15 protein-coding genes are annotated in these 13,610 nt (G+C 52.4%); 2 read left to right on the plus strand and 13 right to left on the minus strand.

The annotated features are described in order from the left end of the window. Both dxs and gloB read left to right on the plus strand, forming a co-directional pair. Nucleotides 1-1,860: a 1-deoxy-D-xylulose-5-phosphate synthase gene (gene dxs / locus AB0A83_RS19150; RefSeq protein ID WP_150051236.1), complete on the plus strand. Its 1,860-nt coding sequence runs from the start codon at nucleotides 1-3 to the stop codon at nucleotides 1,858-1,860. 10 nt (nucleotides 1,861-1,870) lie between these two features. Then, nucleotides 1,871-2,641: a hydroxyacylglutathione hydrolase gene (gloB, locus tag AB0A83_RS19155; protein ID WP_150051238.1), complete on the plus strand. Its 771-nt coding sequence runs from the start codon at nucleotides 1,871-1,873 to the stop codon at nucleotides 2,639-2,641. Here gloB and AB0A83_RS19160 read toward each other — a convergent pair whose 3' ends face one another. The 13 genes from AB0A83_RS19160 to AB0A83_RS19220 form a co-directional block, all read right to left on the minus strand. Continuing rightward, nucleotides 2,642-3,769: a methyltransferase gene (locus AB0A83_RS19160; RefSeq protein ID WP_367154974.1), complete on the minus strand. Its 1,128-nt coding sequence runs from the start codon at nucleotides 3,767-3,769 to the stop codon at nucleotides 2,642-2,644. It abuts the gene before it with no gap. Between the two features lie 184 nt (nucleotides 3,770-3,953). After that, on the minus strand, nucleotides 3,954-4,727 hold the full coding sequence (locus AB0A83_RS19165) for a TatD family hydrolase (RefSeq protein ID WP_367154975.1): 774 nt from the start codon (nucleotides 4,725-4,727) through the stop codon (nucleotides 3,954-3,956). Between the two features lie 37 nt (nucleotides 4,728-4,764). Next, the gene (locus AB0A83_RS19170; RefSeq protein WP_150051244.1) at nucleotides 4,765-5,115 is read right to left on the minus strand and encodes a PilZ domain-containing protein; all 351 of its coding nucleotides are present in this window, start codon (nucleotides 5,113-5,115) and stop codon (nucleotides 4,765-4,767) included. A 4-nt stretch (nucleotides 5,116-5,119) separates the two neighbouring features. After that, the gene (locus AB0A83_RS19175; RefSeq protein ID WP_367154976.1) at nucleotides 5,120-6,112 is read right to left on the minus strand and encodes a DNA polymerase III subunit delta'; all 993 of its coding nucleotides are present in this window, start codon (nucleotides 6,110-6,112) and stop codon (nucleotides 5,120-5,122) included. A gap of 3 nt (nucleotides 6,113-6,115) precedes the next feature. Beyond that, the gene (tmk, locus tag AB0A83_RS19180; RefSeq protein ID WP_150051248.1) at nucleotides 6,116-6,745 is read right to left on the minus strand and encodes a dTMP kinase; all 630 of its coding nucleotides are present in this window, start codon (nucleotides 6,743-6,745) and stop codon (nucleotides 6,116-6,118) included. Beyond that, the gene (gene mltG / locus AB0A83_RS19185) at nucleotides 6,742-7,734 is read right to left on the minus strand and encodes an endolytic transglycosylase MltG (protein ID WP_150051250.1); all 993 of its coding nucleotides are present in this window, start codon (nucleotides 7,732-7,734) and stop codon (nucleotides 6,742-6,744) included. Before mltG ends, tmk begins: the two co-directional genes overlap by 4 nt. Further along, nucleotides 7,731-8,561, minus strand: a complete 831-nt coding sequence (pabC, locus tag AB0A83_RS19190; RefSeq protein ID WP_367154977.1) for an aminodeoxychorismate lyase — start codon at nucleotides 8,559-8,561, stop codon at nucleotides 7,731-7,733. Before pabC ends, mltG begins: the two co-directional genes overlap by 4 nt. Nucleotides 8,562-8,584: 23 nt before the next feature. Beyond that, nucleotides 8,585-9,829 (minus strand): beta-ketoacyl-ACP synthase II, encoded by a 1,245-nt coding sequence (fabF, locus tag AB0A83_RS19195; RefSeq protein WP_150051254.1) that lies wholly within the window; start codon nucleotides 9,827-9,829, stop codon nucleotides 8,585-8,587. An 84-nt stretch (nucleotides 9,830-9,913) separates the two neighbouring features. After that, nucleotides 9,914-10,147: an acyl carrier protein gene (gene acpP / locus AB0A83_RS19200; protein WP_013820083.1), complete on the minus strand. Its 234-nt coding sequence runs from the start codon at nucleotides 10,145-10,147 to the stop codon at nucleotides 9,914-9,916. A 173-nt stretch (nucleotides 10,148-10,320) separates the two neighbouring features. Continuing rightward, nucleotides 10,321-11,259: a hypothetical protein gene (locus tag AB0A83_RS19205; RefSeq protein WP_150051256.1), complete on the minus strand. Its 939-nt coding sequence runs from the start codon at nucleotides 11,257-11,259 to the stop codon at nucleotides 10,321-10,323. 94 nt (nucleotides 11,260-11,353) lie between these two features. After that, nucleotides 11,354-12,106 carry an FkbM family methyltransferase gene (locus tag AB0A83_RS19210; RefSeq protein WP_150051258.1) on the minus strand — a complete coding sequence of 251 codons (753 nt, stop codon included), beginning with the start codon at nucleotides 12,104-12,106 and terminating at the stop codon, nucleotides 11,354-11,356. Nucleotides 12,107-12,119: 13 nt separating this feature from the next. Beyond that, complete coding sequence (locus AB0A83_RS19215) at nucleotides 12,120-12,611, minus strand: glutathione peroxidase (RefSeq protein WP_150051260.1); 492 nt, start codon at nucleotides 12,609-12,611, stop codon at nucleotides 12,120-12,122. After that, the gene (locus AB0A83_RS19220) at nucleotides 12,612-13,328 is read right to left on the minus strand and encodes a DUF5765 domain-containing protein (RefSeq protein ID WP_150051262.1); all 717 of its coding nucleotides are present in this window, start codon (nucleotides 13,326-13,328) and stop codon (nucleotides 12,612-12,614) included. Nucleotides 13,329-13,610: the final 282 nt, after the last annotated feature.

A 13,610-nucleotide genomic window follows, 5' to 3' on the forward strand; every position in this document is an offset into this window, starting at 1 on the left:
ATGAACCTGTCAACCGACTACAAATTACTGAATACCATCAACAGCCCTGCGGACCTGCGCCAGCTGCCCAAGGACAAGCTGAGAGCCCTGGCCGACGAAGTACGCTGCTTTTTGACCCATTCGGTCAGCATCTCCGGCGGTCATTTCGCCGCCGGCCTGGGCACGGTGGAATTGACCGTGGCCTTGCACTACGTCTACAACACCCCGGTCGATCAACTGGTGTGGGACGTCGGCCATCAGGCGTATCCGCACAAGATTCTGACCGGCCGCAAAGACCGCATGACCACGATACGCACTCTGGGCGGGGTGTCGGCCTTCCCGTCCCGCGACGAGAGCGAGTACGACGCCTTCGGAGTCGGCCATTCCAGTACCTCGATCAGCGCCGCCTTGGGCATGGCCATCGCGTCGCAATTGCGCGGCGAAGACAAGAAAATGGTGGCCATCATCGGCGACGGCTCCATCACCGGCGGCATGGCTTACGAGGCGATGAATCACGCCGGCGACGTCAACGCCAATCTGCTGGTGATTTTGAACGACAACGACATGTCGATTTCCCCGCCGGTCGGGGCGATGAACAATTACTTGACCAAGGTGTTGTCCAGCAAGTTGTATTCGTCGGTGCGCGAGGAGAGCAAGAAAGCCTTGTCCGGCATGCCCAGCGTGTGGGAGTTGGCCCGCAAGGCCGAGGAACACGTCAAAGGCATGATCGTGCCGGGTACCTTGTTCGAAGAATTGGGCTTCAATTATTTCGGCCCGATCGACGGCCACGATCTGGAGGTGTTGGTCTCCACCCTGGAAAATCTGAAAAACATCCCCGGTCCGGTGTTTTTGCACGTGGTGACTAAAAAAGGCAAGGGGTTTGCGCCGGCCGAGAAAGATCCTTTGGCCTACCACGGCGTGCCGGCCTTCGACCCGACCAAGGATTGCCTGCCGAAAAGCCAGGCCGGCCAGCCGACCTACACCGAGGTGTTCGGCCGCTGGCTGTGCGACATGGCCGCCAAGGACGAGCGTCTGCTCGGCATTACGCCGGCAATGCGCGAAGGTTCGGGCTTGGTGGCGTTTTCCCAAAAATACCCGAAGCGCTATTTCGACGTGGCCATCGCCGAACAGCACGCGGTGACGCTGGCCGCCGGCCAGGCCTGCCAGGGCGCCAAGCCGGTGCTGGCGATTTATTCGACGTTTTTGCAACGCGGCTACGACCAATTGATCCACGACGTGGCTTTGCAGAATCTGGACGTGTTGTTCGCACTGGACAGGGCCGGCCTGGTCGGCCCGGACGGCCCGACCCACGCCGGCGCCTTCGATTTCAGCTATTTGCGCTGCATTCCGAATATGCTGATCATGGCCCCGGCCGACGAAAACGAGTGCCGGCAGATGCTGACCACCGGTTTCAACCACCCCGGCCCGGCGGCGGTGCGCTATCCGCGCGGCAAAGGCCCCGGCGTGGCGATAGACCCGGCCTTGACCGAATTGCCGATCGGTAAAGCGCACATCCGCCACCAGGGCGGGCGCATCGCGATTCTGGCCTGGGGCGCCATGGTGGCGCCGGCCGCGGAAGCCGGCCAGCCCTTGGGCGCTACCGTGGTCAACATGCGCTTCGTCAAACCCTTCGACCAGGCCTTGGTGCTGGAGCTGGCCAAAACCCACGAGGTGTTGGTGACCGTGGAGGAAAACGTCATCGCCGGCGGGGCCGGCAGCGCGATCCTGGAGTTTTTGCAAGCGCAGAAAATTCTGCTGCCGGTGTTGAACATCGGTCTGCCGGACCGCTTCGTCGAGCAAGGCAGCCGCGAGGAGCTCTTGAGTCTGGTCGGCCTGGACTCTCAGGGCATTTCCGCTAAAATCCAGGCGTTCTGCGCTTGATGTTTAAACCATGTTGGAAATCCGCCTACTACCGGTTCTCAGCGACAATTACATCTATTTGCTGCACGAGCCTAACTCAGGCAAAACTGCGGCGGTAGACCCTGCCGTCGCGGAACCGGTATTAGCCGCTCTGGAATTAAATGGCTGGCATCTGGATTTCATTTTCAACACCCACCACCACACCGATCACATCGGCGGTAACCTGCAATTGAAGCAAGCGACCGGCTGCCGGATCGTAGGTGCCACGGCGGATAGGCAACGCATACCCGGCATCGATATCGGCCTGGGCGACGGCGAGCGTATTGCCTTAGGCAACGCCGAATTTCAAGTCTTGGATACGCCCGGTCACACTTGCGGACACATCGTTTACTATTGTGCAGATAGCGCCGCATTGTTTTGTGGAGATACCTTGTTCGCATTAGGCTGTGGACGCTTGTTCGAAGGTAGCGCCGAACAGCTTTGGCGCTCTTTGCAAAAACTCAAAGAATTACCGGGCTCAACCCGGGTCTATTGTGCCCACGAGTACACCCAGGCCAACGCGCGATTTGCGCTGAGCGTGGAAACGGATAATGCCGAGCTTAAGCGGCGCGCCGCCGAGATCGATCAATTACGCCTACAAAACCTGCCAACCTTACCGTCGACCCTCGCGCTCGAATTGGCGACCAACCCGTTTATGCGCGAACATAGCGCCAGTATTCGTACTGCGGTCGGCGCCGCTGCCTCGGATACGCCGGCAGCAGCATTCGCCAAAATCCGCTTGGCAAAAGACCGGTTTCGGTGATTAACGCTTAAACGCCTTCACGATCACGAATTTGGGGTTAGCCGCCACCTGCTCCCAGTTACCGAACAATTTTTTCAAGCTATGGTGGTATTGCAAATGCCGGTTGCCTATCACCCGCAGTTCTCCTCCCCGGCGCAACACCTGATGGGCTTGCCGGAACATCTGCCAAGCAATTTGATCGCCGATCGCATGTTGCTGATGAAAAGGCGGATTGCAAATAATGCAATCGGCAGTTTCGCCAATAAAACCGCTCAAGGCGTCGTTAACTTTGAATTCGGCATGACGTGCGGGAAACGCCCGCGCAAAATTTTCGCGGGCCGAAGCGACTGCCATAAAGGATTCGTCTACAAAGGTGACCGTTGCGTTTGGCAATAACAAGGCCAATTTCATGCCGACGATGCCGTTGCCGCAACCTAAATCGATCAGTTGCCGGTATTCCGGGTTATCCGGCAAGTGCTGAAGCAAAAACCGGGTACCGATATCCAAACTGTCGCGGGAAAATACGTTGGCATGATTGCTGATCACCCAATCGGAATGCTCCAAGCGGTACGCAAGCGGATAAGGATTGATAGGAGGAACCAAGTTCGGATCCGGATCGGCAAAGATCAGACGGGCTTTTTTTACCGCTAACGAAGTTCGGGTCGGACCTAGTAAACCTTCCAGCAGTTTCCAAACTCCTGCCGGCAGATTTTTCACCATTCCGGCCACGATGACTTGGCTGTTTGATTGCAAAAACGGTCGTAAACGATGCAGCTGATATTCCAGTAAGGCCAAATTCTTGGGCACTTTGACCAATAAGTAATCGATCGCTTTACTCGGCCGGCTCAAACTATCCAGCAAATTCACCGCTTCTACATCTATCCCGTTCATACGGCAATTTTGCAGGGTTGCCTGTTGCGACAAATACGAATCGGAAATAGCAATCGGCGAATAGGCATGCAGCGCAAGACTCAAAGCCCCGAAGCTATCGTTCAGCAACACGATGCTAGAGTCTTGGTTTAGCTTATCGCCCGTTAAAAACTCGAGCAAATATTCGTCGGCGGCATCCCAAGCGCGCAGTTGATCGTGCTTGCGGTAAGGCAAGCGCCTTAATTCGAAACGGCCGTACGGAGAATAGAAGATTGACATGAGAGCGGGTGGTTGACAGCGACAAACTGCCACGCGACGAATTGCCACATTTAAAATCTATATGCTATTAGTTAGACTACTGGCGACTCTTGTATGCGTCCCGAAAGGGAAAAGAGTTACTTCCCTCTCCTCAGGTCAGGTTTCTTGTCGTACCTGACCTTTTTTTGCAGCATTCGCTAAACAATCAATGCGGCGCAAACAAGCGTTTGAAGTTTTGAGTGGATAGTTCGGCAATTTCCTCTATCGTAGTCCCGCGCAACTCGGCTATATGTTCCGCCACGTGACGCACATATAAGGGATAATTCGGTTTGCCTCGGTACGGTACGGGCGCCAAATAGGGCGAGTCGGTTTCGATCAGAAACCGGTCTGCCGGTACTTTTTGGGCTACTTCCTTAATCGCCTGCGCGTTCTTAAAGGTCACAATACCTGAAAAAGAAATGTAAAAATTCAGGTCCAAGGCCTTTTGCGCGTAGTCCCAATCCTCGGTAAAACAATGGATGACGCCGCCCACCCTATCGGCATTTTGTTCCGCCAGCACTTTCAACGCATCCTGACCTGCTTCGCGGGTATGAATGATCAACGGCTTGTTCAATTGTTTAGCCGCTTCGATATGATTGCGAAAACGGCGAAATTGCCAAGCCAAATCCCCACTGCTGCGAAAATAATCCAAGCCGGTTTCGCCTATCGCAATCACCTTGTCGTTATCGGCCAGTTGCAACAATTCGTCCACCGATGGATCGCGACCCTCGGTCACATTGGGATGCACGCCTACCGATAGGGAAATGTCTTGATAGGGACTCACCAAGGCGGCCATATCGGCATAAGATTCCAAATCGATGCCGATACATAACATATGGCGAATCTGTTGCTCTCTGGCCGTTTGCATAAAAAGCGAGAAATCGTGCCGGTACGGTGCCAGATCGATACGATCCAGGTGGCAATGCGAGTCTATAAACATGGGGCAGTATGGTCTTACGTGTTGATTGCGTAAGAATTTACATGGTATGGGTGGAGCGGTCGGACTCCAAAGCGCCGGCCAAATACGTCTCGATTTTATTTCGAGCGGTGCCGTTATCCTGATCGCTGAATTGCACGCCTATGCCGGGCGCACGGTACCCTTCCGCACCGACCGGCGTTTTCCAAATAATTTTTCCGGCAATCGGCAAACGCTCGGTTTCGTCCATAAGATTCAATAGCATAAATACTTCTTCCCCCATTTCGTATTCTCGCTTGGTGGGAATGAACAAACCGCCGTTTTTGATGAAAGGCATGTACGCCGCATACAACGCGTTCTTATCCTTGATGGATAACGATAGAATACCTTGTCTCGGGCTGGATTCCGCCATAGTTTTACCGTGAAAAAAGTTGACACCAAGCAATCAATAGCTGCTCCATCAGCATTTGCTTGTTCAGTTGCGTGTACAGTTGAGAACGCATGGTTAGCAGGTCGTCATAATGCGCAAATAACCGGTTCAATTCTATCCGCTGGGCCAACGCATGCAAGGGATTTTTCAAGTCCGGATTGAGCAGCGCCTCGCTATCCAATTGGTGCGCGCACTTGACGACGTCGGACAACCAACCGGCCATCCACTGCAACAGCGTTTCCAATTCGGCCGTATCGAGTTTCTGCCATTGCTCCGCTAGAACCAAGGGGTTTTGTTTACCGTCGGCCAATTGACTCCACGCTTGAAAATACTGCCGGCGAACGGCAAGCGCATTGGACTCGGCAAATTGTTTCGCTAAAACCGGCTTATCTTGAGCCATACGCAACAAAATCCGCATATCGTCTTTTACACCTTGCTGCTCTAACCAACTTTCGGACTGGCGCTGATCCGGCACCGCGCAATTCAGCGTTTGGCAGCGACTGCGTATGGTAGCGGGCAATTGCGACGGCTTATCGGTCAACAAAATAAGACAGGTCCGTTCATTCGGCTCTTCCAGACATTTCAAAAATGCGTTTGCCGACGCGTTGTTCAACAGGTCCGCCGGCTTGATCAACACCACCCGGTATTGCTCGAACTGCGGCGTCAATGCCAATTTAACGATCAGTTGGCGAATTTTGTCGATACCGATCGCTTTGCCGGGCTCATCGGGCTCTATTGCCAAATAGTCAGGATGGGTTTGCGCATCAGCTAATTTGCAACTGTCACAGGTGCCGCAAGCCAGATGATTTGAGCGCGGAGAGCGGCATAAAATCGCTCGGGCATAACAATCAGCCAGTCGGTCAGCGCCATCGCCCGAACCGCCCAACAACAGCAAGGCTTGCGGAATTCTACGCAACTCAATGTAATTGGCCAATTGTTGCCATTGGGCCTGATGCCACGGATATAACTCGGGAGACACCGCTCAGCCTCTAACGATCAACGCATCCAACGCAAGGCGAATTTGGCGCCTTACTTCCGCAATCGGTGCGGCCGCGTCAATAATGCGGTAGCTTTCGGGCATGGCTTGCGCTCTTTGTAAATAGGCGGCTCGCACCCGCTGGAAAAACGCCACACGCTCGCTCTCGAATCTATCCAAATGGCCTCGCTGCTGCGCTCTTTGCATACCGACCTCAACCGGTACGTCCAGCAACAAGACTAAATCCGGCCGCAATTCTTGTTGCACGGTTTGTTCCAGCCAAGCAATGTTAGCGCAATCCAAACCGCGCCCTCCGCCTTGATAAGCGTAGGTGGCATCGGTAAAACGATCGCAGACTACCCAAATCCCCTGGGCCAGTGCCGGCCGTATCACGTGGCGGATATGCTGGGCGCGAGCGGCGAACATCAGTAACAACTCGGCGTTAGGATCCAGGGTTTCGTCATGATGCCCTAATAACAACTCCCTAAGACTCTCCGCAATCGGCGTACCTCCAGGCTCTCTTGTCGCCAGAAAATCTATATGACGCTCCGCCAATAATTCTTTCAGGTATTGCAGATTGGTGGTTTTGCCGCCGCCTTCTCCACCTTCCAGCGTAATAAACCGACCCGGTTTCATCGTTGATACATGGCGACATATTTTTCATGTGCGCTGTAGGTCGATGAAAAAACGTGTTTGCCGTCGCCTTTGGCGACGAAAAATAATTCGTCCCCCTCGGCAGGATGGAGCGCCGCCTCGATAGCCGCCTTTCCGGGCATGGCGATGGGAGTAGGCGGCAAGCCTTTATTCACGTAAGTGTTATAGGGCGTCGGTTCGAGCAAGTCTTTACGGCGAATATTGCCGTGAAAATCCTCGCCCATACCATAGATCACGGTAGGATCGGTTTGCAGCAACATTCCCATTTTCAACCGACGGCTAAATACCCCGGAAATTTTCTTGCGCTCTTCCGCCGCGGCGGCTTCCTTTTCGATGATGGAAGCCATAATCAAGGCTTGGTAAGGCGTTTCCAACGGTATGTCTTTATCGCGTTTCCTCCAGGCACCGGCCAATACCTGCTGCATCTTGGCGTGCGCTCGCTTTAACAATTCCACGTCCGAACTGTTTTTTTCGAAATAATAAGTATCCGGAAAAAACAGCCCTTCCGGATGCGGCTCGGAGAAACCGATTTTCCGCACGACCTCAGCCATGTCGGCATCGGCAGGTAATAGGTGTTGTAAATTAGGGCTGTCTTGTATGGCTTGAAACCATTGTTTGAAGGTCCAACCTTCCGGAAATGTCATTGCGTACTGTTTGGTTTTGCCGCTTTTCAACAGCGCTAGGATGTCCGCTGCCGTCGCACCTTTATCCAATACGTATTCGCCAACTTTAAGCATCCTATCCAAGTGGGTGCGGTAGGAAGACAATCGAAACCACAAGGGATCGATCATAATCCGCTGGGCGCGCAAATTTTTGATCACGTTCTCCAGCGAGTCTCCCCGGCTGATTTCCAAGGTACTCGCATTTGCAACTACAACTTTTTTGATAAATATGTGTTGGTGCATCGCCCCCCAAACCATCAGCAATCCGATAGACATCAGGGTAGTAAAGGCTACAATGCTTCTAATCATGCGCTCACCTCAGCTGCTCTTGCCGCTGCATACCAGAGCTGCACTTTCCGAGTGAGTTCGCCGCACTCGAAACCTTGCTGTTCGAGTTGCTTGATGGGCCATACGCCTATCACCGAATTCGTGACAAATAGCTCGTCCGCGTCTAGTATGCTTTCCCTGCTGTAATTATTTTCAACAACGTTAACGTTGTACCGGGCCGCGAAGTTTAGCACCATCTGACGTAAAATCCCGTTAATACCGCATGCAGCCAGGGTAGGCGTATGCAATACGCCTTGTTTTACCAGGAAAAGATTACTCATCGTGCCTTCCACCACGCGGTCTTGGTAATCAAGCATCAAACCTTCCTGAATGGCGTCGCCGGACCATTCCGCCCTAGCCATGACCTGCTCCAAGCGATTCATGTGCTTGATACCGGCCAACGCCGGATTGACGGCCAATCGCTGCCGGCAAAACCGGGCAACTATGCCATGGCCTTGGTAGGATTCGGGATAATCCGGGTAGGGATATAAGGCGAGTAGTCTAGTTGGATGAATCGGCTCCGGTTGTCGGTACCCGCGCCCGCCGCTGCCGCGGGTAACGATCAGCTTTAGCACGGAGCGGCAGCCGGATTGTTCGGCCAACTCGCAAGCCTCTTTGCTTAATAACGCCGAGTCGACTTCGGGTATCCCCAAAGTCCTACAGCCCAACGCCAAGCGCGTTAAATGCGCCTGCAAAAATAAAGGCTTGCCGTTATCTACCTCTAGGGTCTCAAATACGCCATCGCCGTATTGGAAACCTCTATCGGATACGTCGACCCTGTGCCCGCGTTCCCCGTTTAATAAAAACATCGGCGGACACAGTGCTAGAGAGATTATTCGAAGCGTTTAAAGACCAGCGAACCATTGGTCCCGCCGAAACCGAAAGAATTCGACACGGCGATATCGATTTTCATATTCCGGGCGATATTGGGAACATAGTCCAGATCGCACTCGGGATCGGGATTTTCCAAATTGATAGTCGGCGGAGCGATTTGGTACTTGATCGCTAACGAAGTAAGCACCGCTTCTATCCCGCCGGCGGCACCCAACAAATGCCCTATCATGGACTTGGTCGAACTGACCGCGACTTTATAGGCATGCTCGCCTAAAGCCGATTTCATGGCGTGGGTTTCGCCGACATCGCCAGCCGGAGTAGAGGTACCGTGGGCGTTGATGTAATCGACTTGATCCGGGTTAATTTTGGCATCGCGCAATGCGTTTTTCATACAACGCGCCGCCCCTTCGCCGCCTACCGAAGGCGAAGTAATGTGGTACGCATCGCCGCTCATGCCGTAGCCTATCAATTCAGCGTAAATCTTCGCACCGCGTGCTTTAGCGTGCTCCAACTCTTCCAATACCACAACGCCCGCACCGTCGCTGAGCACGAAACCGTCCCGGTCTCTATCCCAAGGCCGGCTGGCCCGCTGGGGATCGTCGTTACGGCGCGACAAGGCTTTCGCTGAAGCGAAACCACCCATCGCAGTCGGAGAAGTCGTACAACGTTCGGCTCCTCCGGCTATCATGACGTCGGCATCGCCGTATTTAATCAATCTCGCCGCATCGCCGATATTGTGGGTACCTGTGGTGCAAGCGGTGACAATGGCAAAATTAGGACCTTTCAGACCGTACTTAATAGACAAGTTACCGGAAATCATATTGATGATATTCCCGGGCACGAAGAACGGCGAAATCTTGCGAGCCCCACCTGCCACATAGGTGGCGTAGCATTCTTCAATGCCGGTAATACCGCCTATGCCGGCTCCTATCGCAACGCCGATACGGTCGGCATTTTGCTCGGTGACCACAATTCCGGAGTCTTCGAACGCTTGGCAACCGGCAGCGATCCCATAATGCATGAAACCATCCATGCGTTTCGCGTCTTTTTCCGGAATATAATCGCCGATGTTGAAATTCCGGATCACGCCGCCAAACGTAGTCGCAAAAGTGGATATATCGAAGGAATCGATCGGGCCGATTCCGCTTCTGCCGTTGCTGATTCCGTCCCAAGTATCGGCGACATTATTCGCTAAGGGCGTGACAGCGCCTAAGCCCGTTATAACAACTCGACGTATGCTCACAGTAAACTACCGCAAAAAGAAGGTAATCTGAGGGGGAAAAGAAATGTGGGCTAGTGAAGAACAACACTAGCCACGAAGATAGTGCTATTGCAGATTGGCGTTGATGTAATCGATAGCCAATTGAACGGTGGTGATTTTTTCAGCTTCTTCGTCAGGAATTTCGCATTCGAATTCTTCTTCCAGGGCCATGACGAGTTCAACTGTGTCTAAAGAATCCGCACCAAGATCGTCAACAAAAGACGCGTCATTTGCGATTTCCTCTTTTACGCCTAATTGCTCTGCGACAATCTTTTTTACTCGTTCTTCGATGTTACTCATAATTTTTATTCCTCGAACCATGCGAACGCCCGACAAACAGCATTCACCTTAAACTAGTGTGGTATTGTTAATCTGAAATCTCGTCACCGGCCAAGCCCAACGACTTCGACGATTATACTTGATGTTCAAAAAAATTCACAATATTAGCACCGCGAAACACAACATTATGAAAACTAACGCGATTTCGAACTCAAGTTTTTCAATATTTCTTCTAACGGCACCAGATTGAGCTTAATCCGAAACAATACGGCTTGGTTTTCCAATATGCCATAGCACTCGTAGGTTCGCAGCATGATGTTGGTTTGATTCAAGGTATTGTGCTTGGATTCCGGCAATTGCTTAACCAGAATATGGAGTTTGTCGTTATTTTTCACTTGCGCCAGATGCACGCGATCGATTGAAAAATCGTGCGAGGTGTATACCATCGGGTTGCGCAGAAAATCGTGACTCTCCAACTGAGCCTTCTCCAATAACGCGCCGGACGTCAGACTGCAGGGAAACACTTCAGGATAATTCGCCATATGAGACAATTCGTCGAAATAATCGGACTGTTCGGCCAACGAACCGGACAAAAAATTCTTGACGTTGCCGTTCGTCATCCATTTGCGCTTTAAAAAATAATCGGTCCCGGGCACCAAGGACCTATCCGGCAGCGTATTCAAGTCCGGCAATCCGCTTAAGTCCTCGTCCGCCAAAAACAAAGGCCGCTTGGTTTCCTTTTTGTATCCCAGCAATATGGTCTTACCTTGAGACTTGATCGCTATCCGATTGGTCAAGGTCAGCTCCGGTATGGTCGCAATCAGCGTTTTCTTGATATCCAGAGATATTTCCTGCCGCGGCCGCAAGGCATTGACGAATGTAATCTGGTAATTGCTAAACCTGAGTTGATTATCGGCGATGATATCGTCCTCATGCTGCGCTTCCCGGTACAGCTTCATCTGATACTCAATCAGGGTATTCAATTGAAAACCTAGCACAATCGGACCCTTGAACGGATTATGGGTGATTTGCAGCCACTTGTGCTTATCGTGAAACAAGTTGAAATCGTCCGAAGCTGCCCGCGCGACCTCTATGTGAAATTGTTCGAACACGAACGACGCATCTTTACTCATAAACTCCCAGCAGATACAAACCGGCCGGCGACGGATCGCACCACCACGTCGCCACTCCTATGGAAAAGCGTGAGCTTAATCGACCGCCAAGCAGCTAGCGACCGACATATTGCATCACAAAATTATTGCAATAATCCTTACGATTCCAATAGTCCTCACCCTCGGCCCGCTGATGCTGATTGGAGTTGAATTCGGCAACCGGACGCAATCGCCCGCGCTGTACGAAATAACCGTCGTAACCGAAACTACGAAAGTACCCCAACACCTCTTCGACGCCATACTCGGTCAGGTGCCGGTTTTCACATTCGCAAACGATCAAAGGTCTGTGGTGCGACATAATCGATTCGGCACCGCGCAAAACTGCCAGTTCGTGGCCTTCCACATCGATTTTAATAGCACCGATTCGGCGGCTCTCAGTAGCAAAATAGCCATCCAACGTGCAAACCGGCACGTCTAACAACGTGCAAGATTCGCGAGTCATAACCGCCTCCTCGAAGGATGCGCCGGGCGAACTTGCCCCATACCCCGGAATACCTAGGCGCAAGCTGCCCGACCTGTCCGACACGCCTTGCGCCTCGACCTGGACATTCGATAAACCCGCCGCGGCGACAATGCCCTTCAAATAATCGGCCAAATAAGGCTGGGGTTCGAAGGCAATCAGCTTACCAGCGGCCACCGCCTTCGCCAACGACGGGATAAAGCTGCCTTTATTGGCACCAACATCCACGGCAATATCGCCCGGCTGCAACGCACTAGTCAGCGCGAGAATCTCGGCCTTATGATCACGGTAACGAGCCTTCCAGCCGCGGTACAAAAATTTAACAACAGTCGCATCAATTCCCGGCATATCGGATCACTCTTTAGCCTTGCGGCAACACTTGCTCGATATCGTCTTCCAAAGCAGCCGGCGTTACGATCGGCGCATAACGCTTGACGACTTGCCCGTCACAGCCAACCAAAAACTTGGTGAAATTCCATTTTATCGCCTGCGTACCTAGGAGCCCGGGCTCGGCCTCTTTCAAAAACCGATACAAAGGGTGGGCATCGTCGCCATTTACCGAAATCTTTTCGAACATGGGGAAAGTCACCTGAAATTTAGCAGCGCAAAACGCCGCCACTTCTTGATTAGTCCCAGGCTCCTGCTGACCGAATTGATTGCACGGAAACCCCAACACCACCAACCCCCTATCTCGGTATTTCTGATACAGCTGCTCCAAACCTTGATATTGGGGCGTAAATCCGCATTGACTGGCAGTGTTGACGATTAACATCACTTTATTGCGAAAGACTTCCAGCTTCAGCAGCCGCCCGTCTAAGGTATTGACCGAAAAATCATAAATAGGAGCTGTCACTTAAGCCACCTGATGCCGCAACACCCTACCAACGCCAAAAAAGCGCTTGAAATAAGGCATGAAGCTGACGGTAATCGGAATCGAAAACAAGCAATATATTGCTGCAGCCTCGCCGGTCGTGACCCCTAGCAGCCATTGCGGTACAAACAATGTCATCAATGCCATCAGACAGTGATAAGACGCAATGCGCCAATTGTCTCTCCATAAAAAACCGCTCAAGGCTAATGCAAACAAGGAGCCGTGGGTTACCAAGGTGCCGAATGCCGCCGGAATTTTATAGCCGATGTGGTAAATCCCCATATACAGACAAGCCACCATGTCGCCGATAAAGTTCGGCTGCATGCCGAACAACTGCCATTCTCTAGGTAATCCGGTACATACAAGAAAGAATCCGCTCAAGCAAATACCGATTATGCTAGCTTTCTTCAGCGCTTCTTTATCGCTCGAATAAGTGGCCAAGGCCGGCATGATGGCAAACGCCTGCAAAGCGATGTGATAAGTCGATAATTCGCTCAATAATAAATTCGTACCGTACCCGCACTGATCGGCGACCGGATAGGCGAAATATTGAATCAGCTCCATCAACGAAAAATGAAAAATGGCGTAGGCCCGCGCCATACGCACCCAAAACGGCTCGTCCTTATCCAAAAATGTAACGCTGGCGGCGGCGACCCCCACCAGCCCCAAGCCCAAAGACATATTTGCACTAAAACACATAGTCGATCCGTATCAATGACAGCCCAGCCCTACGCACGCCTCGCTTTAGACTAAGGCCGGATTTGCAACACCTGGGCAAGCCGCTAGCCCGCAGCCCGTCCAATCCGAAATAAGTTTAAGTTTTGATTCTAACAAATTAAAAGGCAAAACGAACCGATCCACACATTTGCGTTACGACATCCCACCCATCACAATACTTTTTGAGGAGAACAACAGAAACCGCTCCGCATCGGCCAAGACCGGCACGGACAAGCCTGGCCCAGGCTTGTATCCCCAGCTGTG

This window comes from Methylomonas sp. HYX-M1 (genome assembly GCF_040741385.1).
In the GTDB taxonomy this organism is placed as follows: Bacteria; Pseudomonadota; Gammaproteobacteria; order Methylococcales; family Methylomonadaceae; genus Methylomonas; species Methylomonas rhizoryzae.